15 protein-coding genes are annotated in these 20,470 nt (G+C 72.4%); 5 read left to right on the top strand and 10 right to left on the bottom strand.

Translation table 11 applies throughout. From position 1 onward, the window contains the following. Positions 1-56: 56 nt before the first annotated feature. Both B0I32_RS02245 and B0I32_RS02240 read right to left on the bottom strand, forming a co-directional pair. Complete coding sequence (locus B0I32_RS02245) at positions 57-4,151, bottom strand: AAA family ATPase (RefSeq protein WP_106234454.1); 4,095 nt, start codon at positions 4,149-4,151, stop codon at positions 57-59. Further along, positions 4,151-5,260 (bottom strand): exonuclease SbcCD subunit D, encoded by a 1,110-nt coding sequence (locus B0I32_RS02240; protein WP_106234453.1) that lies wholly within the window; start codon positions 5,258-5,260, stop codon positions 4,151-4,153. Before B0I32_RS02240 ends, B0I32_RS02245 begins: the two co-directional genes overlap by 1 nt. Positions 5,261-5,365: 105 nt before the next feature. Between B0I32_RS02240 and B0I32_RS02235 the strand changes: the two genes are divergently transcribed. Continuing rightward, positions 5,366-6,859 (top strand): alpha/beta hydrolase family protein, encoded by a 1,494-nt coding sequence (locus tag B0I32_RS02235; RefSeq protein WP_106234451.1) that lies wholly within the window; start codon positions 5,366-5,368, stop codon positions 6,857-6,859. Here B0I32_RS02235 and B0I32_RS02230 read toward each other — a convergent pair. Beyond that, positions 6,832-7,782: an alpha/beta hydrolase gene (locus tag B0I32_RS02230; RefSeq protein ID WP_106234449.1), complete on the bottom strand. Its 951-nt coding sequence runs from the start codon at positions 7,780-7,782 to the stop codon at positions 6,832-6,834. The genes B0I32_RS02235 and B0I32_RS02230 overlap by 28 nt on opposite strands. Position 7,783: 1 nt before the next feature. Further along, the gene (locus B0I32_RS02225) at positions 7,784-8,728 is read right to left on the bottom strand and encodes an enoyl-CoA hydratase-related protein (RefSeq protein WP_106234447.1); all 945 of its coding nucleotides are present in this window, start codon (positions 8,726-8,728) and stop codon (positions 7,784-7,786) included. 170 nt (positions 8,729-8,898) lie between these two features. Between B0I32_RS02225 and B0I32_RS02220 the strand changes: the two genes are divergently transcribed. Next, the gene (locus B0I32_RS02220; protein ID WP_106234445.1) at positions 8,899-10,374 is read left to right on the top strand and encodes an LCP family protein; all 1,476 of its coding nucleotides are present in this window, start codon (positions 8,899-8,901) and stop codon (positions 10,372-10,374) included. Here B0I32_RS02220 and B0I32_RS02215 read toward each other — a convergent pair. Genes B0I32_RS02215 through B0I32_RS02205 form a run of 3 tightly spaced genes read right to left on the bottom strand, consistent with a single transcriptional unit; the run spans position 10,337 to position 12,716 of the window. Then, entirely contained in the window at positions 10,337-11,170 is an 834-nt protein-coding gene (locus B0I32_RS02215) for an amino acid ABC transporter permease (RefSeq protein WP_106234443.1), read from the bottom strand. The genes B0I32_RS02220 and B0I32_RS02215 overlap by 38 nt on opposite strands. After that, on the bottom strand, positions 11,167-11,811 hold the full coding sequence (locus B0I32_RS02210; protein WP_106234442.1) for an amino acid ABC transporter permease: 645 nt from the start codon (positions 11,809-11,811) through the stop codon (positions 11,167-11,169). Before B0I32_RS02210 ends, B0I32_RS02215 begins: the two co-directional genes overlap by 4 nt. Continuing rightward, positions 11,811-12,716, bottom strand: a complete 906-nt coding sequence (locus tag B0I32_RS02205; protein WP_106234440.1) for a glutamate ABC transporter substrate-binding protein — start codon at positions 12,714-12,716, stop codon at positions 11,811-11,813. Before B0I32_RS02205 ends, B0I32_RS02210 begins: the two co-directional genes overlap by 1 nt. A 107-nt stretch (positions 12,717-12,823) precedes the next feature. Between B0I32_RS02205 and B0I32_RS02200 the strand changes: the two genes are divergently transcribed. Continuing rightward, on the top strand, positions 12,824-13,963 hold the full coding sequence (locus tag B0I32_RS02200) for an ROK family protein (RefSeq protein WP_245955486.1): 1,140 nt from the start codon (positions 12,824-12,826) through the stop codon (positions 13,961-13,963). A gap of 59 nt (positions 13,964-14,022) precedes the next feature. After that, positions 14,023-14,595: an ankyrin repeat domain-containing protein gene (locus B0I32_RS02195; protein ID WP_106234439.1), complete on the top strand. Its 573-nt coding sequence runs from the start codon at positions 14,023-14,025 to the stop codon at positions 14,593-14,595. 88 nt (positions 14,596-14,683) lie between these two features. On the opposite strand, the gene B0I32_RS02190 is transcribed toward B0I32_RS02195, so the two are convergent. Continuing rightward, positions 14,684-15,772: a mandelate racemase/muconate lactonizing enzyme family protein gene (locus B0I32_RS02190; RefSeq protein WP_106234438.1), complete on the bottom strand. Its 1,089-nt coding sequence runs from the start codon at positions 15,770-15,772 to the stop codon at positions 14,684-14,686. Next, on the bottom strand, positions 15,769-16,458 hold the full coding sequence (locus B0I32_RS02185; RefSeq protein ID WP_106234436.1) for a GntR family transcriptional regulator: 690 nt from the start codon (positions 16,456-16,458) through the stop codon (positions 15,769-15,771). The genes B0I32_RS02190 and B0I32_RS02185 overlap by 4 nt, the downstream gene beginning before the upstream one ends. Before the next feature lie 88 nt (positions 16,459-16,546). Between B0I32_RS02185 and B0I32_RS02180 the strand changes: the two genes are divergently transcribed. Next, positions 16,547-17,851, top strand: coding sequence for an MFS transporter (locus tag B0I32_RS02180; RefSeq protein WP_106234435.1), 1,305 nt, complete (start codon positions 16,547-16,549; stop codon positions 17,849-17,851). 303 nt (positions 17,852-18,154) lie between these two features. On the opposite strand, the gene B0I32_RS58715 is transcribed toward B0I32_RS02180, so the two are convergent. Then, the gene (locus B0I32_RS58715) at positions 18,155-20,407 is read right to left on the bottom strand and encodes a class I SAM-dependent methyltransferase (RefSeq protein WP_219911601.1); all 2,253 of its coding nucleotides are present in this window, start codon (positions 20,405-20,407) and stop codon (positions 18,155-18,157) included. Positions 20,408-20,470 lie beyond the last annotated feature (63 nt).

The following is a 20,470-nucleotide window of genomic DNA, read 5'->3' as shown; positions in this document are numbered from 1 at the left end:
GAACGGCCGCGTCAGCCGTGCCCGGAGCGAAGGTCATCTCGCCGTACCTCAGGGCCTCAGCGCAACCCCACCGCCCGCAGTGTGGAGCCGGTGCGGGTCTTGGTGACCTTGAGCTGGGCGGTGATCCTGGTACGCAGCTCGGCCACGTGGCTGACGATGCCCACCGCCCGCCCGCCGTCGCGCAGCCCGTCCAGGATGTCGAGCACGCTGTCGAGCGTGTCCTCGTCGAGCGTGCCGAACCCCTCGTCCACGAACAGCGTGCCCAGCTCCGCGCCGCCCGCCTCGGCCGTGACGACGTCGGCCAGCCCCAGCGCCAGGGCCAGGGAGGTGATGAAGCTCTCGCCGCCGGACAAGGTGGCCGGGTCGCGGTCGACGCCGGTCCAGCCGTCGGCCACACGCAGCCCCAGCCCGCCGCCCGCGCGGGTGCGGGAGCCGGCCGTCTTCCGCAGGTCGTGCCGCAGCAGGTAGCGGCCGCCCGACATGTGGTCGAGCCGTTCGTTCGCGGCGTCCACGACCTGGCGCAGCCGCTCGCCCAGCACGTAGGAGGACAGGCTCATGCTCCACTGGTTGTCGCCGGAGGTGCCGCTGGCCAGGGCCGCCATCCGCTCGGCCAGCCGGTGCCGCTCGGCGGCCGGCCGCCAGTGCTCGATGCGTTCCGACAGCTCGGCGTGCAGCTCCTCCAGCCGCCGCGCCCTGGCCCGCGCCCGGTCGAGGGCGCTGGACAGCCTGGTGTACGCCGCCTCCAGCTCGTCGCGCCCGGCCCCGATCGCGGCCAGGTCGGGTGCGGGTTCGGCCGCCGCCGCCACCAGCTCGGGATCGGCCAGCACGCCGCTCACGGCGGAATGCTCGTCGTCCAGCCGGCGCAGCAGCTCCGCCTTGCTCTCCCGTTCCGCCGGGCTCCGGTACGCGGCCTCCGCCTCCCCCACGTCACCGAACCCCGCTTCGAGCGCCGCCTGCTCGGCCGCCCGCCGGGCCGCGTCCCGCTCGGCGCGGGCCGTCACCGCCGACTGCGTGGCCTCCAGCGCCTCGCGCAGCAGCTCGGCCTCGTCGTTGAGCCGGGACAGGCGGGCGGAGAGGGTGGCGTCGTCGCCGCGCGCCGCGTCCAGCCGCGCGCTCAACCGGCCGGCGTCGCCGCTCAGCTCCTCGTGCCTGGTGCGGCAGGCGGCCAGCCGCGCGGCCACCCGCCGTCCGCGTTCCTCCTGCTCCAACCGGTCCCGGTTGAGCCCCTCCGTCTCCTGCGCCAGTGTGGCCTCCTGCGCCGCCGACGCCTCCAGCCTGCGCAGCTCACGCTCGGCGGCATCAAGCACCGCAGGCCCGTCAGCCGCGACCTCACCGGCCGCAAGCGCCTCGGCCCCGGCGCCGCCTGGCGCGCCTGCCTCGCCGGATGCGGTCCACTCGGGTTCGGTGGCGCCGTCGGATGTGATCATCTGCGGCCGGGCGTGTGGGCCCGCGTCCGACTCGGCGTGCGGCGGGGCGTGCGGCGGGGCCGCGTGCGGTCCGGCGTGTGACGGGGTCGCGGACGGCTGGGCGTGCGATGGAGCGGCGTCCACGCGTGCTTGAGGGCCGGTGTTCGCTGTGGTCTGGGCGAGTTGGGCTTGGACGCGGGCTCGTTCGGCGGTCAGTTGCCTTCTGTGGGCACGGTGGGCGGCGAGGGCTTCGGCGATCTCCCTCGCCTGGTCGCGGACGCGTTCGCGCTCGGTTTCGATGCGTTCGAGCGTGGCGGCCAGGGCGGGCTCGCGGTCGGCCGCCGATCGCAGGCGGGCGACCTCCTGCGCGGCCTGTTCCACCTGCTCGGCGGCCGTGTCGACGTCGAGACCGGCGGTGGCTTCCACGGCGTCGGCGTGGCGGGAACCGATGGCGGCGAGAGTGCGCTCGGCTTCCTCCCGGCTCGCGAGGGCCGCCTCGTGGGCGGACTCGGCCTCGTGTTCGTCGTCGGCCGAAGGTGCGCTCTCGGCGGGAGAGGCCGGGTGGGGATGGTGCTCGGAGCCGCAGACCGCGCACGGCCGCCCGTCGGCCAGGTCGCGGGCCAGCTCGGCGGCCATGCCGTCGATGCGGGCCTGGCGCAGGTCGAGCCACCGTTCGCGCAGGGCTTGCGCCTGGTCGACGAGCACCTGATGCCGGGCGGCGGCGGACTCCAGCTCGCCCGCGAGGGCTTCGCGGCGGTGGGTGGCCTCCAGCGCCGCCCTGGCCGCGTCAAGGGCCGCGCTCGCCGCCGGGACGGCCGCCGCCTGCGCGCGTACGTCCGCCAGGGCCGCGTTCGCGTCGGCGAGCCGTTCGGGCAGCTCGGCCTCCGCGGCGGCCACCTCGGCCTCGCGCTGCGCCAGCGTGTCGAGCTCCGCCGCCAGCCTGGACAGCTCACCGTCGATCTCGATCAGATGGGCGGCGGCATCGCGTACGGCCCGCGCCGCGGGCACCCTGGCGGCGTCGACCCGGGCCGCGGCGAGCCTGGCCTCCGCCCGTTCGATCAGCTCGGGGAGCCTGGCCAGCCGGGCCGCCACGTCCTCGTCGGCCCTGACCAGCCCGGCCAGCTCCTCCTCCACCCGCAGCAGGTCGCGGCGGACCACCGAAAGCCTGGCCTCCTCGGTGAGGAGCTCCTGGAGACGGGCGATCTCGTCCTGCCGCCGCCGCTCCAGCGCCGCCAGCTCGGCCACGGACGGCGAACCGGCCGCGTCGAGAGTGCCCGAAGCGTCCGACGTGGCCGGGACGTTCGCAGCGGCCGGGGCGTTCGCACCAGTCGCGGCGTTCGCACCGGCCGGAGCAGTCCAAGGAGTCGTATCAGCCGGGGTGGTCGAGGTGGCCGAAGTAGACCGAGGCGTCGGAGCGGGCGGGTGCGCGGGAGTCTGGCCCCGATGTGCGACGGTGTCGGCGGCGGACAGCAGGGGGCGGGCTCTGGCTAGGGCGTCGGCGGCCAACGTGCGGGCCTTGGTGGCGGCCTCGGCGCGCTGTCCGGCGACGGTGATGAGCGGGCGCACCCGATCCGCCCTGGCGGCGTCGTCGAGGATGGCCTGCAGGTCGGCGCGTTCGTCGGCGCGCTCGTCGAGGGTACGGCGCAGCGTGAGGGCCTCGGCGTGGCGGCGCTGCCGGTCGGCGAGCGCCGCGGCCTGGTCGAATCGCGTCCGCGCCGCTCGAACCGCGTGCCCGGCGGTGGCGAGCTCGCCGTCGGCCCGCCGCACGACGGCCCGCGCGGCATCGAGCAGCGCCCCGGCCCACCGCAACGGATCATCCTCCGGCGTCGGCACCTCTTCCCCGCCCGACTCCCCCTCGGCCGCGTCTCCCCCGCCGTTGTCCTCCTCGGCTTGGTCCTCCTTGGGCGTGTCTGCCGCCGCCTCGTCTCCCCCGGTCGTGCCCTCGGCGGAGGCATCGGACGGTGCTGAGGAGGCGGGCCAGTCGAAGAGCGACGGCTCGGAGACGCTCCCCTCAGCCGGCGCCACAGCGGGCACCGGCGCGGTGAGGGGGCGGGCGGTGAGGAGGGCCGGGAGGTCGTCGCCGGCTACTTCCTCGACGCGCTTGACCGCGTAGTCCACCTGCTGCCGGAGCTCCTGCGCCTCGCGCCAGGCCAGTTTGCGGTGTTCGGCCAGCCACGACTCCGCCGCCGTGAAGATCTTGACCGTGAAGAGCCGTTCGAGCAGCTTCGAGCGCTCGTCGCCGTCGGCGCGCAGGAACCTGGCGAAGTCGCCCTGCGGCAGCATCGCCACCTGGCAGAACTGGCCGGCGTTCATGCCGAGCAGCCCGCTCACCAGGTCGCCGGCCTCGTCGAGGCGGGTGGTCAGGCCGTGCCAGTCGGCGCCCTGCCACTCCGACAGGACGACCTTGGACTTCTCCTCGGTGAACCCCGTGCCCCGCAGCTTGGGCCGCTGCCAGGCCGGGGAGCGCTGGATGCGCAGTAACCGGCCGCGGAGCGTCACCTCCAGCGTGACCGACGGCCCCACCGTGGGCGGGGCGTGGTCGCAGCGCAGGCTGCGGGCGCTGTTGCGCTGCCCGGGGACCTGGCCGTAGAGGGCGAAGCACAGCGCGTCGAGGATCGTGGTCTTGCCCGCGCCGGTGGGACCGTGGACGAGGAAGAGGCCCGCCTCGGCCAGGGCGTCGAAGTCGACCGTCTCCGTGCCGGGAAACGACCCGAACGCCGTCAGCGAGAGCCTGTGCGGCCGCACTACGCCATCGTCTCCTTCACCCTCGACGCCTCGATGGCCTGTCTTAGCAGGTCTTCCTCCTCGGGTGCGGCAGGCTCGCCGCGCACCTCCCTGACGAAGTCGAGGGCGACCTCCGCCTCCGGCCGCCCGTTGAGGCGCACGGGCTGGGCGGCGGGCGCGCCGCCGGCCGGGTCGAAGGACAGGGCGAGGGTGTGCGGGAAGCGGGCGCGCAGCCGGTCCATCGCCGATTTCGGGCGTACGGGGTCGGTCAGCACGATCTGCAGCCAGTGGTCCTCGTAGGCGGCGTAACGCGGGGCGCTCAGCAGATCGTCGAGCTCACCGCGCAGCCGGCCCACCGGCCGGGGCACGGGGGCGGGCACGAACTCCGTCTCCTCCCCCAGCGTGACCAGCCACGACCCCTTGACGTGGCCCACCTCGGAGAAGGAGTAGGCCAGCGGGGAGCCGGAGTAGCGGACGGTCTCCGACATGCGCTGCCGGCCGTGCAGGTGGCCGAGCGCCACGTAGTCGACGCCGTCGAACGCGCTCAGCGGCACGTGAGCGACGCCGCCCACGCTGATGTCGCGTTCGCTGTCGCTGGCCTGCCCGCCGGTCACGAAGCAGTGGGACAGCACGACCGAGGCGCGGTGACGCGCGGCGTCGGCCCTGATGCGGGTCATCGCGTGCGCGATGGCGGCGGTGTGGCTGCGGTCGGGCAGCTCCCAGTCGGCCCTGACCAGCTCGGGCTCCAGGTAGGGGATGCCGTAGAAGGCCACGTCGCCGACCAGCACCGGCTCCCACGACTGGCCGGGCCAGGTGCGTACGTGGACGCCCGCGGGCTCGAACAGCGCCGAGCCGAACCGCAGCCGCAGCGCCGAGTCGTGGTTGCCGCTGATCAGCACCACCCGCGCGCCGGCCGCGCGCAGCCGGCCGAGCGCCTCGTCGAGCAGGGCCACGGCGTCGACCGGGGGCAGCGCCCTGTCGTAGACGTCGCCGGCGATCGCCACCACGTCGACCCGCTCGGCCCGCACCGTCTCCACCAGGTGGTCGACGAACGCGGCCTGCCCGGAGAGCAGGCTCTCGCGGTGGAAGGAGCGCCCGAGGTGCCAGTCGGAGGTGTGCAGGATCCGCATGTCGCAGGAAGCTAACAGTTCTCACCGACAAATGCGGTCTCTCCTGTCCCACACGCCAGGAGTAGTCTGAAAGATCAGCGGAAAACAACGCCTTTGGGGAGGCCGATGCGCACTGGCCGTGGCACTTTAAGCGTGGCCGCCGGCCTGGTGCTGGTGGTCCTCGCTTCGGTCGGATACGTGCTGCCGCCCGCGTTCGACCCGCCACCGCTCAAGACGGACGCGGCCTTCCGGTCCATCCCGGCGCAGCCGGCCGACGAGCTGAAGCCCGTCGTGGCCGCCGATCCGATCCGCAGGGAGGCGATCTCGCTGCCGGCGGAGGCCCAGCGTCTCGACGGCACGTTGCGGGTGCCGCTCACCCCGGGCCGGCATCCGGCGATGGTGTTCGTCTCGGGGTCGGGCAACGGCTCGCGGGAGGAGTTCACGCCGCAGGCGGAGTTCCTGGCCAAGGCGGGCGTGGTGACGATCGCGTTCGACAAGCGCACGATCGGCTACAACTTCCGCGACCGCGACTTCGGGCTGCTCGCCGACGACGCGCTGCGGATGGTCGAATACCTGCGCACGCGGCCCGAGGTCGATCCGGCCCGGGTGGGCATCTGGGGTGTGTCGGAGGGCGGCTGGGTGGTGCCGATCGCGGCGGCCAAGAGCAGCGCGGTGGGCTTCATGGTGCTGGTGTCCTCGCCCAACGTCTCGCCGCTGCGCCAGGTGGCCTGGGCCTTGAACGAGCAGCTGCTGCGGCTGCGCGCCCCCATCGGCGCGCGCGACCTGCTGACCAGGGCGATGGGCGGGGTCGGGTTCGACTTCCTGCGCTATGACGCGATGCCCGCGCTGAGCCGGGTCAAGCAGCCGGTGCTGGCCTTCTACGGCACCACCGACCCGTCGATCCCCTTCGTCGAGTCCACCAAGGCGCTGGTCAAGGCGCTCAACACGGCCGGCAACGACGACTACACGATCAGGTTCATGGCCAAGGGCGACCACGCCATGCGGGTCAACGGCGGCGACTTCACCGCCGGCTACCTGGAGACCCTGGCCAACTGGATCAAGGGCCTGCCGGGCACGGCCCGGCCTGCGGTGCACATGGCGGGCGCGACGCCGGTCCAGCGGTTCGAGGCCAGCGACGTGCCGGCGGCCCCGTGGTACGCGGGCGGCACGATGCTCGGGCTGACGATCTGCCTGGCCGCCGTCGGTTACGTGGCGGGCCCGGTCGCGGCCATGCTCGTCCGGCTGCGCCACCGCAACCAGACCCCGGTGGAGGCCAACGCCAGGCTGTGGCCGCCGATCAGGCGCCGGCTGAGCCGGATGGCGTGGACCGGGCTGGGCCTGCTGGCCTCGGTGGTGGCGTTCATCACGCTGCTGGTGCTGTTCTCGGTGAACCAGGCGGGCGCGTGGCCCGCCGTGCTGGCGGGCTGGCTGGTCGTCCGCCTCCTGGCGGTGCTGATGCTGATCCAGGAGGTCACGGCGGTGGCGGCGTTCGTGTCGGCGCTGCGTGAGGGGCTGCGGCCGGGCCGGTGGCAGCACGTGGCGGTCGCGGGCGTGCTGGGCGGCACGGGGCTGCTGCTGGTGGCCGCCGCCTACTACGGGCTGTTCTCCTTCCCGTGGTGAGCTCGCACCTCGCTCTGATGGATGTAGGTGTTCATCCAGCGGTCGAGCTCTGAGAAGACCTGCTTGCGGGCCGGCTCGGCCGACAGGACCAGGTCGTGCACGCCGTCGGGGATGCGGACGCAGGTCACATGGGGGCCGATCGCGGTGGACCAGCGGGCGATGTGGCGGGGGTCGAGCACGATGTCGGCCGAGCGCGCCTCCGGGACGAAGTCGCGTACGCGCAGGCCGGTGGTGGAGGCGAGGACGAGGACCGGCACGTCCACGGACAGGCCCGCGTGCAGCCGCCGCTGCGCCCGCCGGATCGCGGCCAGCCACATGGCGTGCACCGAGAAGCCGCCCAGCGGCTTGAGCTCCAGGTCGTAGTCCCATTCGCCCTGCTCGCTGCGGTGCAGCGTGCGCCCGTAGACGGTGCTGGAGCCCAGCGGCAGGGCCCTGCGCGTGTACGACAGCGGCGTCCTGAGCAGGTCGGCGGCCAGCCGCAGCGGCGTGGACACGTTGAGGTCGAAGAACGGGCTGTTGAGCACCAGCCCCTGCACCAGGCCCCGGCCGCGAACCCGGTCGGCCCACAGGGGCGCGATCAGGCCGCCGGTGGAGTGGGCGTTGACGGTCAGCTCGTCGTGGTCGCGCCGGATGACGCGGACCGCCTCGTCGATCTCGGGGAAGTACTCCGTGATGCTCCTGACCAGGCCCCTGGTCTGGTGCGGCAGCAGTGACCGGCCGTATTTGCGCAGGTCGAGCGCGTAGAAGTCGATGCCGCGCTGGACGTAGTGCTCGGCCAGGTGGTCCTGGAAGAAGTAGTCGGTGAACCCATGGAGGTAGAGCACGGCCCGGCGGGAGGGGGTCTCGGCTCTCCTGGACACCAGCGTCGCCACGACCTCGCCCTCGAAGTCGTCGGGCATGGGCAGCACGGTGATCTCGTACATGCTAGACACGATAGGGATCGTCGGGCCATGAGGGCACACCGGGCGGCAGGTCCTGGCTGACCTTCATCGGGAAGGCGGCCGGCCTCTTCTCCAGGAACGCCGTCACGCCCTCCACCGAGTCGGGCGCGCCGCCGAGCTCGGCCATGAGGCGCGAGTCGGCCGCGTGCGCCTCCCAGGGTGAGGCGGCCGACAGGCCCGACCACATCAGCCGGCGGACGGCGGCGACGGAGACGGCCGAGGTGTTGTCGGCGATCTCGCGGGCCAGCGCGTACGCCGCAGGCAGCAGCTCGTCCGCCGGATACACGCGCGAGACCAGCCGCCCTTCGAGCGCCTCGGCGGCGGGGAAGACGCGGCCGGTCGCGGCCCACTCCATGGCCTGGGCGATGCCGACGATCCTGGGCAGGAACCAGCTGGAGGCGGCCTCGGTGACGATGCCGCGCCGGGCGAACACGAACCCGAACCGGGCCGTCTCCGAGGCGAGCCGGACGTCCATGGGCAGCGTCATCGTCACGCCCACGCCCACGGCGGGGCCGTTGATCGCGCCGATGACGGGCTTGAGCGAGCGGGCGATCCGCAGCGCGACCGTGCCGCCGCCGTCGCGCGGCACGCCATCGACGGTCTCGCCGTCCGAGGTCTCGCCGTCCGAGGTCTCGCCGTCCGAGGTCTCGCCCTCTGTGGTCTTGCCCTCTGTGGTCTTGCCCTCCGAGGTCTGGTCCCTGCGGGCGAACGTGCCTCCGCCGCCACCGAGGTCGGCCCCGGCGCAGAAGGCCCGTCCGGCCCCGGTGACCACCACCGCGCGGACGTCGTCGTCGGCGTCGGCCCGGTCGAAAGCCTCGATCAACTCTCCGCGCATCGTAAAGGTGAAGGCGTTCAGCCGTTCAGGACGCTTCAATGTGACGGTGGCGACGTGATCGGTCACTTCGTACGCGATCTCAGAGAAGGCCATGCCCCGAATCTTATTCGGTTACTGATGTTCACCCTTCGATAGACAGATATTTCGTATCCGATCGGTAGGCTGCCGCCGCTACGGGAGCCTGAGGTGACCGCGACCGCGTGGTTCACCGCAGGTTGCGGACTTTGCGCTTATGGTGGAATTCGCGGGGAAACGGGGAAGGCGTGCGGCAGGCTGACGAACCGAAGAGCGCCGGAGCGGTCCTCGGGTGGCTGGTGCTCTCGGCACTCGCCCCCGGGTCCGCCCACTTGCGCACCGGATGGCGCAGGACCGGCCTCGTGCTCCTGTCCTGCTACGCCGCCCTGCTGCTGGCGCTGCTCGCCTTCGTCCTGTCCAACGACCTCGGCACCCTGGCCGGCTCGGCGACGCAGGACTCCTGGCTCACCGCCATCATGGCCGGCGGGATCGTGCTGGGCCTGGCCTGGTTCGCGCTGATCGTCCACTCGTTCGTGGTGCTGCGGCCCGGCCGGCTGGCGCAGTCGGGACAGGCCCTCACCGGCACGGTGGCGGGCCTGCTCGCCATCGCGGTGGTGGTGCCGTTCGGGTACGCCGCCCAGTCCGCCGGCACCTCGCGCCAGACCCTCGACCGGATCTTCACCGCCCCCGAGAACGAGGGCGAGCCGCCCCCGCCGGAGCCCGAGCCCGAGGACCCCTGGGCCGGCCGGGAGCGCGTCAACATCCTGCTCCTCGGCGGCGACGCCGACGACAACAGGACCGGCGTGCGCACCGACAGCATGAACCTGGCCAGCGTCGACGTGAAGACCGGCAACACCGTGCTGTTCAGCCTGCCGCGCAACCTGGAGGACGTCCGCTTCCGCCCGGACACGCCGATGGCCCGCCGCTTCCCCGGCGGCTTCGACCTGCCCAAGGACGCCAACGGCGGCAGCAGCGACCTGCTCAACAGCGTCTGGGAGTACGCCGACGCCCACCCCGAGATCTTCGGCGGCAAGCAGCACCAGGGCCCGAAGGTGCTGATGGACACCATCGGCTACACCCTCGGGATCGAGGTCGACTGGTACGCCCTGGTCAACATGTGGGGCTTCGCCCGCCTCATCGACGCCATCGGCGGCGTGCGGATCAGCGTCGAGCAGGACGTCGTCTTCGGCAAGTACAACGAGGGCCTGGTCAAGGCCGGCACCCGCAGGCTCAAGGGCGCCGACGCCATGTGGTACGCCCGCTCGCGCACCAACTCCGACGACTACACCCGCATGCGCCGCCAGCGGTGCGTGCTCGGCGCCCTCCTCGACCAGGCCGACCCGGCCACGGTGCTGACCAGGTTCAACCAGATCGCGCTGGCCACCAAGGAGCTGATCAGGACCGACATCCCGCGGCCGATGCTGCGGCACCTGGTGCCGCTGGCGCTGAAGGTCAAGGACGCCGAGGTGTCGAGCGTGCAGTTCGTACCGCCGCTGATCAACACCGGCTACCCCGACTGGGACAAGATCCGCGACATCGCGGAGAAGGCGCTGCGCGCGTCCAGCCGCGCACAGGCGCCCGTGGCGGCGTCGGCCTCTCCCGCAGCCACGCCCACCTCCACGCCGAGCCCCGGGAAGACCCCGAAGAAGCCGCAGGCCAAGGACGGCCAGGACCCGGCGCAGGGCCTCACGGAAGGCTGCGGCGGCTCATCCGCCAAGGGCTGAGGCCACCCGAGGGCTGGCGGGCCTCCAGCGTGCGAGCCAGCTTCGACAGCGACGCGTTGACCACCAGATAGATCAGCGCGACGACCAGGTACGTCTGGATGAGCAGGCCGTTATAGGCGGCCAGGACCTTGCCGCTGTAGAGCAGCTCCCCGTAGCTGACCACGAAGCCGAGCGAGGTGTCCTTCAGCAGCCCCACCGACTGGCTGACGATCGACGGCAGCACCCGCCGGGCCGCCTGCGGCAGCACGACCAGGCGCATCGCCTGGAACCTGGTCAAGCCGACGGCCAGGCCCGCCTCGGTCTGCCCGCGCTCGATCGACACGATGCCGGCGCGGAAGATCTCCGCGTACGCGGCCGCGTTCGACACCGTCAGCGGCACGGTCAGCTTCCAGAACAGCAGCAGGTCCAGCCCGTACCGGGGCAGCGCGAACAGGACCACGTACACCAGCAGCAGCGCCGGGATCACCCGGACCACCTCGACGTAGGCGGCGGCGGGAGCGCGCACCCACGACCGGTGCGACAGCCGCCCCAGCGCCAGGACCAGGCCGAGCGCCATGGCCAGCGCCGCCGAGACGACCGCCGCGAGGAACGTCGACCACAGCCCGTCCAGCAGGTAGCGCCACATCGGCCAGGTCGCGTACGGCTGCCAGCGCGTCGCGTCCAGCTGCCCGTTCGCGGCGAACTGCCGCACGGCCAGCGCCACGAGCGCCACCGCCGCCAGCGCGCCCGCGACGGTCGCCACCTTGATCCGCCGGCGGGCCTTCGGCCCCGGCTCGTCGAACAGCGCGGTGCTCATCGCAGGATCACCAGCCTGCGCTCCAGCCGGCCCGTGACGAACCCGGCCACCGACGCGATCAGGGCGTAGGCCACGCCCGCGCCCACGAAGATCGGGATGGGCTGCGCCTCCACCAGGTTCACCCGGTGCGCCGCCGCCGTCAGGTCCACCACCCCGACCGCCGCCGCCAGCGCCGTGTTCATCGCGGTCGCGATGAAGATGTTGCCCAGCGGCTGCACGACCGTCCGCAGCGCCTGGGGCAGGATGACGTGCCGCAGCGACTGGCCGAACGTCAGCCCGATCGCCCTGGCCGCCTCACCCTGCCCCTTCGACACCGAGTTCACGCCCGAGCGCAGCGCCTCGGCGATGTAGGCGGCCTCGTACACGGCGATGACGATGATCGCCGTCGCCAGCGGCGGCGCCTGCAACCCGATCTCCGGCAGCCCGAAGAAGGCCAGGACCAGCAGCACCAGCAGCGGCAGGTTCTGGAACGTCTCCACGTACGCCGTGCCGATCGCGCGCAGCACCCCCACCGGGCTCACCCGCAGGGCGCACACCAGCACGCCCAGCACCGCCGCGCCGGCGAACGACGCGGCGGTGAGCTGGACCGTCACGATCAGCCCCTGCCACAGCTCGGGCAGGTGCTCGAAGAGGACCGGCATCAGGACCCCGGCACGGAGCCGATCCCCGGCGGCTGGGGAGCCTCACCGGTCACCACGGTGCCGATGGAGTTCTTCCAGATCCCCTGCCAGACGCCCGCGTCCTGGATCTTCTTCAGCCAGTCGTTGACGAACTTCTTGAACTGATCGTCGCCGTGCTTGAGGCCGATCCCGTAGGGGTCCTCGGTGAACGGCTTCGTCACGATCTCGATCGACGGGTCCTTCTTCGCGTCCGCGATGAGGATCGTCTCGTCCTGCACGTACGCCACGCCCCGGTCCTGCTTGAGCGCCTGGATGCACTCGGGGTCGCTGCCGAACGTGAGGATCTCCGCCTGCGGCGCCAGCTTCTTGATCGCCGGGATCGCCGGGGTGTTCGCGCCCGCCAGGACCTTCTTGCCGTTCAGGTCCTCCGGCTTGGCGATGCCCGTCGTGCCCTTCTTCACCGCGATCGTCAGGCCCGAGGTGTAGTACGGGCCCGCGAACGCCACCTGCTTCGCCCGCTCCTCGGTGATCGTGTACGTCTGGAAGACGACGTCCACGGTGCCGTTGGCGAGCAGCGCCTCCCGGGTCTCCGACGCCGAGTTGACGATCTTCACCTTGGGCTCGCCCAGGATGTACGTGGCCAGCGCCTTGCCCATCTCCGCGTCGAACCCCTCGACCTCACCCGAGACGGGGTTCTGCTGCGAGAGCAGCGGCGCGTCCAGCGAGCCGCCCACGATGAGCTCCCCGCGCTGCCTGATCTTCTCCATGGTCGAACCGGGCAGGATCTCGGCAGCGTCCGCGACGGGTGCCTTGGCCAGCGCCTCGCTCTGCTGCGGCGACGCCCCCGGCACGGCAGGGCTGCTCGACTCACCGCAGGCCGCCAGGGCTAACAGCGAGGCGACGGCGACGGCGACGAACCTCTTCATGAACAGCTCACTTCCTTCGATTTCGAAGATAAGCCGGACCGTAGTGGGATATTTCGGAGCAAGTCAATACATTGTCGGCGTAAGTCTTGACATGGTAGGTATCTCACATGAACCAGCGGCTGCCCGTGCAAGGGCCACAGGGCGACCTGCTGCGCCTCGTCGCCACCGGCAGGGCCGAGTCACGCGCCGAGCTGTCCCGCTTATCCGGCCTGGCCGCATCCAGCGTCTCACTCCGCGTCGAGGAGCTCATCGACGCCGGCCTGCTCGCCGAAGAGGGCGCCGGCACCTCACGCGGCGGCCGCCGCCCCCGCCGCCTGCGCCTGTCACCCGGCGCGGGCGTGCTCGCCGTGGCCGACCTCGGCGCGCACCACGTCCGGCTCGGCCTGCTCGACCTCAGCGGCGAACCCCTCGTCGTCGAGGAACGCTCCTGCGACATCACCGACGGCCCCCGCCGCACCCTCGACCGCATCGCCGACGCCTTCGACGAGCTCCTGACCGAGCACGTGCCCCCCGGCGTCCCCCTGCGCGGCGTCGGCACCGGCGTCCCCGGCCCCGTCGACCCCGTCACCCTGCGCGTCGTCACGCCGTCGCGCATGCCCGGCTGGAACGACTTCCCCGTCGCCGAGCACCTCGCCACCCGCTACGACCTGCCCGTCCTGGTCGAGAACGACGCCAACCTGATGGCCGCCGGCGAGGCCAGATGGTGGCCGGGCACCGAGAACCTCATGGTCGTCAAGGCCGGCACCGGCATCGGCTGCGGCGTCATCGCGGGCGGCCGCCTGCACCGGGGCCGGGGCGCGGCCGGCGACATCAGCCACGTCCGCGTCCGCTCCGACTCCTCGACCGTGTGCGCCTGCGGCCACCCCGACTGCCTGGAGGCGTACGCGAGCGGGGCCGCGCTGATGACCGCGCTCGCCGAGGCCGGCGTCACGGTGACCCGCCCGGCCGACATCGTCACGCTGGTCAACGACGCCGTCCCCGAGGCCACCAGCCTGGTGCGCCACGCGGGCCGGCGCATCGGCGAGGTGCTGACGGTGCTGGTGAACTTCTTCAATCCGGACGTGGTGGCGGTCGGGGGCAGCCTGTCGGCGGCCGAGCCGCTGCTGACCTCGATCAGGGCGGCGGTCTGGGAGCGCTGCCTGCCGCTGGCGACCAGGGATCTGGAGATCGCGCCGGCGCGGGCCGGCCGGGACGCCGCGTTGCGGGGGGCGGGGGCGCTGCTCCTGGAGGCCGCCCTTACATTGTAGATTTTTCATCGGCTTATATCGGCAGATAGAGGGTGACGTCGCCGTACAGACTGGGGCTCATGACAGGAGAGGACCTGGTGACGGCGGCGACGTGCGGCGAGAACGAGGAGGCCGGGCGGCTGCTGGCCGCCGGCCTGTCCCCCGACGAACCCGGCGACGACGGCGGCACGGCGCTCTACCGGGCCGCCGTGCAGGGGCATGCCGCCCTCGTGCGGACGCTGCTGGCGGCCGGCGCCGACCCTGACAGGGAGAGCGCGGCCGAGGACGAGGGGCTGCCGTTGTGCGCCGCCGCGTGCTGGGGGCACCTCGGCGCGGTGACCGCGCTGCTCGACCGTGGCGCCGACCCCGCGCCCGCCGGCGGGCGCGGCCCTCTCGACGCCGCCCGCGAGTTCGCCGGGCGCGACGCCGAGGCTGAGGTGCGCGCGCTGGCCGGCGCGTACGCCCGGCCGGGGGCGCGGATCGGGGTGCGGCGGGAACGGTCGGAAGGGGGCGATGTGCGGGTGGTGGCGGAGGTACGGGACGAGGCGGGCGAACTGCGCTCGGAACACTCCCTCGGCACCGGCCACGCCGAGATCGTCCGCCTGCTGGAGTCCCGCCTCCCCGGCCCGCCGGGCGGCCACCCCGCGAGCTGAGCCACCCCGCGGGTCGAGCCATCCCGCGAGCTGAGCCACCCCGCGGGTTGACCCGCCCGACCTCCGGCGAACGGCCTCCCGGGCCTGGTCAGGCCACGCGGAGGTCGTCCAGGGCGTTCCTGTCCCAGGCGATCCCCAGGCCGGGCTCGTCGGGCGCGACGGCGTGCCCGTCCTCGATCGGCAGCTCCGTGCGGGTGACGGCGCGCAACTGCGGGATGTGCTCCACGTACGTGCCCGCCGGCACCCCCGCCACCAGGCTGACGTGCAGCTCCATCAGGAAGTGCGGGCACACGGCCACGTTGAACGCCTCCGCCAGGTGGGCCACCTTGAGCCACGGCGTGATGCCACCCACCCTGGCCACGTCCGCCTGCACCACGGAGGCCGCGCCGCGCGCCAGGTAGTCGCGGAACTGGCCGACCGAGTACAGCGACTCCCCCACCGCCACCGGGATCGAGGTGGACCTGGCCAGCTCCCTGTGCCCCTGGACGTCGTCGGCGGGCAGCGGCTCCTCGAAGAAGCCCACCTGGTACGGCTCCAGCGCGTACGCCCGCCGCCTGGCCTCCGCGTACGTCATGGACTGGTTCGCGTCGACCATGATGTCCATCCCCGGGCCCACGGCGGCGCGGACGGCGGCCACCCGCTCGGCGTCCTCCTCCGCCCTGGGGCGGCCGATCTTGATCTTGACGCCGCGCAGGCCGGACTCCTTGGCCGCGAGCGCGCCCCGTACCAGCTCCTCGATGGACAGGTGCAGCCAGCCGCCCTCGGTGTCGTACACGGGGACGGCCCGGCGGAAGCCGCCGGCCAGGCGCCACAGCGGCTCGCCCGCGCGCAGGCAGCGCAGGTCCCACAGGGCGGTGTCCACGGCGGCCAGGGCCAGGGAGGTGATCGCGCCGACCGTGGTGGCGCGGGTGACGGCGAACAGCTCGCGCCAGGCCGCCTCCACGTCCCGCGCGTCGCGGCCCTCCAGCAGCGGCAGCAGGTGGTCGCGGAGCATGGACAGCACGGCCCGGCCGCCGGTGCCGATCGTGTAGGAGTAGCCGGTGCCGTCGAGGCCGTCGTCCGTGCGCAGGTCCACGACGATGGTCTCCTGCTTGACGAACGCCTGCACGGCGTCCGTCCTGACGGTCTCCACGGGCAGGTCGACCAGGGCGGCCGAGGCACTGACGATCTTCGTCACGTCGATGGTCCCATCCGGAGGAAGCGGTCGCGGGCGGCGCCGAGGTGGTCGCGCATCGCCTGCTCGGCCGCCTCGGGGCCGCCCGCCGTGACGGCCTCGGCGATGCGGGCGTGCTCGGCCAGCGTGGGCTCGCCGCTGCGCCTGCCCTCGTACTCGATGCGGAACAGATGCAGGTGGCAGTGCGTGCGCTGGAGCGACTCGCGCAGCGCGGGGCTGCCGGACAGCTCGGCCACCAGGTCGTGGAAGCGCGCGTCGTGGGCGGCGATGGTGTGGTAGTCCTCGTACCGGGTGCCCTGCGGTGCCTGCGGGACGCTGTCCAGCTCGGCGCGCAGGCGGGCGGCGGCGCCGGGGCCGATCCGCTCGGCGGCCCTGCCGGCGGCCCACGGCTCCAGCAGCAGCCGGAGCTGATAGAGGTCGGCGACCTGGGCCGGGCTGAGCACGGGCGCCACCGAATAGCCGCGCAGCGCCTCCTTGGTCAGCAGGCCCTCCGACTCCAGGGCCGAGAGCACCTCGCGCACCGGCGTCTGGGAGACGTCGAGGAGCCTGGCCACCGCGTAGATGTTGACCCGGGCGCCCGGTTCGAGCTCACCGTTCATGATCAGGCTCTTGACGCGCTCGTACACGTCCTCGGTGAGGACGCTGCGGCGGGCGGCGCGTACCGGCCCACTCAGCTCACTGCCTGCCATCTCTCTCCTGTGACTCCACTTGACGTCTGCGGTGAACTCTAGGCAACATGTCCGAATTATCCAATAGGAAATTGTACTGAGGATCGCCATGGCCACAACTTCCCGGAGCACCGTCCACGGCCGGTTGCGCTGGTACATGATCAGTTACGTCTTCGCCGGGCTCGTCATCAACTACCTGGACCGGGCCAGCCTGGGCGTCGCGCTGCCGTTCATGGGCGAGACCTTCCACCTCAGCAAGACCGAGGAGGGCATGATCCTGGCGGCGTTCTTCTGGTCGTACGACTTCTTCCAGCTGGCGGCCGGCTGGTTCGTGGACCGGTACGGGCCGCGCAGGACGTTCACGTTCGCCGCCGTGTGGTGGTCGCTGTTCACCTCGCTGACGGCGCTGGCCACCAGCTTCGCCTCACTCTTCGGCGTACGGCTGCTGCTCGGCGTCGGGGAGAGCCCGGCCGCCACGACGAGCGCCAAGGTCGTCGGCCGCTGGTTCCCCAAGCACGAACGGGCCCTGGCCACCGGGATCTGGGACTCCGGCTCCCGGGTGGGCGGCGTCATCGCGCTGCCCATCGTGACGACGCTGATCGCCTGGCTGGGGTGGCGGTGGACGTTCGCGATCATCGGCGTGGCGGGGCTGCTGTGGGCGTTCGGGTGGTGGCGGGCCTACCGGGACCCGCAGGAGCACCCGAAGATCACCCAGGAGGAGCTGGACTACCTGCGTGAGGGCGGGGCTCGCGGGTTCGAGGGCGACGAGGAGGAGGACGGGATCCGGTGGCGGGACCTGTTCCGCTATCGCACGATCTGGGCGATGATGCTGGGCTTCTTCTGCCTCAACATGGTCGTCTACTTCTTCCTCACCTTCTTCCCGACGTACCTGGTGGAGGAGCGGCACTTCAGCCTGCTCACGCTGGGCATCTTCGGCGCGCTGCCCGGCCTGGTGGCGATCGGCGGCGAGTGGCTGGGCGGCTGGCTGGCCGACCGCCGCATCTCGGCCGGCGACTCGGTGACGAAGGTCAGGAAGACGTTCATCGCCGGTGGGTTCCTGGTCTCGACCGTGATCGGGATCGCCGTGTGGGTGCCGGAGGCGTGGATGGCGCTGGCGCTGCTGTCGGTCGCGTACGCGGGCTCGACGTTCGCCGCCGCCAACATCTGGTCGCTGCCGGCCGACGTGGCGCCCGCCGACCGGCACGTGGCCTCGATCGGCGGCATCCAGAACTTCGCCTCGAACTTCGCCGGCATCATCAGCCCCATCATGATCGGCGTACTGGTGGACCGGACGTCGTCGTTCACCGTGCCGCTGATGGTGATCTCCGCCGTGGCGCTGCTGGGCGCGTTCACGTACGCGGTGATCCTGAAGCGCGTCGAACCCCTCGGCCTCCCCTCCACCGAACACACCTGAGCCCACCCGATGGCCGCTGACGCCTCCAAGAGACCGCCTGACCAGCGCGGCCAACCAACACACCTCACGGGCCCACCGGCCAACACACCTCACGGGCCCACCCGGCCGGCACACCTGACCGGCCCACCCGGCCGGCACACCTGACCGGCCCACCCGGCCGGCACACCTCACGGGCCCCGCCTGTCCGGCACCCCTGACCGGCACGCCCTACCAAGGCGCCTGGTCGAGGCACTCGCTCGACGACGCACGTACATCTTCCGCGTCCGCCACCGTCAGGCGTTTCGGCCCTTCAGTCCGCCTGGGTCAGGCGGGGCGGTGGAAGATGGCCCGCCACCGGTGTCGCTCCCCTCCTCGCAGGTCCTCGATCTTGTCCGCCTCAAGCCCCTCACCGGCGAACGCCCTGATCTCGGACGGCGTCAGCGGCCACGGCGGCGCGAACACCGGCCCGTCCTCCTCCCGCGCGGTCGCGATCACCACCAACGTGCCGCCCGGCCGCACGAACCCGGCCACCGCCGCGATGGCCCGCCCGTGCAGCGGCTCCGGCAGTGACTGCACGGTCATGACCTCGACGACCAGGTCGAAGGCCCGGTGCCACTCCTTCGGCGGATCCAGCAGGTCGGCGACCTGGTAGCGCACCCGGCTGCCGGGGAAGCGCTCGCGGGCGAGCCGGACCGCCGACTCGCTCACGTCGAACGCCTCCGTCTCGTAACCGAGCCCGGCCACGTATTCGGCGTCGTCACCCAGCCCGGCCCCCACGACCAGCGCCCGCCCACGCGAACCCCCGGCACCCCCGCCGGGCACGCCGAACTGCTGGTCGCCCCACTCCGTCAGCAGGTAGTGGGGTGAGCGCGAGTCCCATGGGACGAGCGCGTCGCCGGTCGCCGACTCGGCGTAGAGCCGCTCGAACCAGCCGGTCGCGTCACCGGCCGCCAGCGACTCGCCGGCCAGCCGGACGGCGTCGGCCTCGGGATCGTCTCCGGTCATCGGCCCTCCGAGCATGAGCCCCCACGGCTCGCCTGACTCCGTCTTCCTGGACAGTTCTACCAGGTCCACCCGGTCCCCGGTCGGCCCGACGAGCACGCGCTGAGCGAACACGTGTTCGTGCGTGTAGCCCCGGCGGCGCAGCGCCACGTCGAACAGCGGCATGAGGGCGCAGACGCCGGGTGTGGGATGCGGGCACGAGCCCTTCTTGCCCCACCACTCCAGCTCGCCGGCGCGCCCCGCGACCACCAGCTCGACGACGTCCAGGTTCGTGGCGGGCCGGCCGAGGAGCCGGGTGGCGGCGTCGAGCACGGCCACGCGCCGAAGCACCATGGGCGCGGTCCATTCGTGCGCGGGAAGCTCACTCAGCCGGTACGGCCTGGCGAACAGCGACAGGCTCACACCGCCTGCCACCCGGTAGGCCAGCACCTTGTTCAGCCGGAGTTCGAGCGCGGCCCCCACGCTCTCCAGAACGCCGCCGGCCGAGCTGGGCGACCATTCGTCATCGCCCATGAGCCGTTCGCCACCGCGAGAGTCGGCACCGGGCTCATCGCCGGACCCATCACCGCCGTGTTCATCACCGCCGTGTTCATCACCGCCGTGTTCATCACCGCCGTGCTCATCAGCGCGTGCACCACCGCGCTCGTCAACGCGTTCATCGCCGTGCTCGTCAGCACGCTCACCGCCACGCCCGCCGCCACGCCCGCCGCCGAGCTGAGCATCGGTCTCATCACCAGGCCGGGCGGGATAGCCGCCGCACTCGAGTTCGACCGCGTCGGAGAGGGTGCGGGAGAGTTCCTCGGCTTGCGGCCGGACCCGGGTCATCAGGTCGTCTTCCTGGATCTTCCACCGGAAGCTCTCATACAGGTCGGTCGGCCATCCCTTGCCCGCGAAGCTGGTCGCGTACCGGGTCAGATGCCACTGGAACGCCTGCCGTGCGACCAGTTCGGCACGCGTGGCGGCGAAGACGGCCTTCCAGCCGACGAGGGCGGCGGTCTCGGCCGTGAGGGCATGCCGCATCGGCGCGCAGGCCGCGGCCAGCCACTCCCAGTCGCGATGGGCGCGCAGCAGGGTGACGGCCCACCGCTCGTGCCAGGACCACCGCTGGGCACTGATCAGCTCGCGCAGGATGAACGTGCGCAGTTCCTCCGCTCGCATCCCCAAGAGCAGGTAAGTGGCGATCATCAGTTCCACCCGCCCGTCCCTCCTGACGCGGACCCACACCCCCCGGTCGGCCGTCAGCCGCACCATCGGCAGTCCGTCGAGCCCGGCCAGCCGCCCGGCGTCCTCGAGCACGGCGCGTAATCGCGGCTGGTCGTCCAGAGGAAGCCGCGGGCAGCTCCACTCATACGTACGCGGCACCCGGGCGGCCAGAAACGCCCACAGCGCGGCGACCCACACCGCCACGATCATCAGGAGCCCGCCGCCGCCCAGGGCGGCGGCGGGCACAGTGAGGGCGGCTGCGACGGCGCAGATCACGACCGTGCCGATGACGATCTTCAGCGGCTCCGGCACCAGCCAGGCCGGATGCCTGGTCAGGAGAATGCGTAAGATCCGCTCCCTGGTCAGCTCCACCGCATCCCCCTCGATATCCCGAAATTTCGGGACAACGGTAGGGGAACGTGATCACGCCGACGT

The organism is Nonomuraea fuscirosea (genome assembly GCF_003001935.1).
GTDB classification, from domain to species: Bacteria; Actinomycetota; Actinomycetes; order Streptosporangiales; family Streptosporangiaceae; genus Nonomuraea; species Nonomuraea fuscirosea.
This window is presented reverse-complemented; position numbering and strand designations above follow the sequence as displayed.

Coding starts and splice junctions, on each gene's coding strand:
- B0I32_RS02240 (WP_106234453.1), bottom strand. CDS start 5,260: ATGCGGATCCTGCACACCTCCGACTGGCACCTCGGGCGCTCCTTCCAC.
- B0I32_RS02235 (WP_106234451.1), top strand. CDS start 5,366: ATGCGCACTGGCCGTGGCACTTTAAGCGTGGCCGCCGGCCTGGTGCTG.
- B0I32_RS02230 (WP_106234449.1), bottom strand. CDS start 7,782: ATGTACGAGATCACCGTGCTGCCCATGCCCGACGACTTCGAGGGCGAG.
- B0I32_RS02225 (WP_106234447.1), bottom strand. CDS start 8,728: ATGGCCTTCTCTGAGATCGCGTACGAAGTGACCGATCACGTCGCCACC.
- B0I32_RS02215 (WP_106234443.1), bottom strand. CDS start 11,170: ATGAGCACCGCGCTGTTCGACGAGCCGGGGCCGAAGGCCCGCCGGCGG.
- B0I32_RS02210 (WP_106234442.1), bottom strand. CDS start 11,811: ATGCCGGTCCTCTTCGAGCACCTGCCCGAGCTGTGGCAGGGGCTGATC.
- B0I32_RS02205 (WP_106234440.1), bottom strand. CDS start 12,716: ATGAAGAGGTTCGTCGCCGTCGCCGTCGCCTCGCTGTTAGCCCTGGCG.
- B0I32_RS02200 (WP_245955486.1), top strand. CDS start 12,824: ATGAACCAGCGGCTGCCCGTGCAAGGGCCACAGGGCGACCTGCTGCGC.
- B0I32_RS02195 (WP_106234439.1), top strand. CDS start 14,023: ATGACAGGAGAGGACCTGGTGACGGCGGCGACGTGCGGCGAGAACGAG.
- B0I32_RS02185 (WP_106234436.1), bottom strand. CDS start 16,458: ATGGCAGGCAGTGAGCTGAGTGGGCCGGTACGCGCCGCCCGCCGCAGC.
- B0I32_RS02180 (WP_106234435.1), top strand. CDS start 16,547: ATGGCCACAACTTCCCGGAGCACCGTCCACGGCCGGTTGCGCTGGTAC.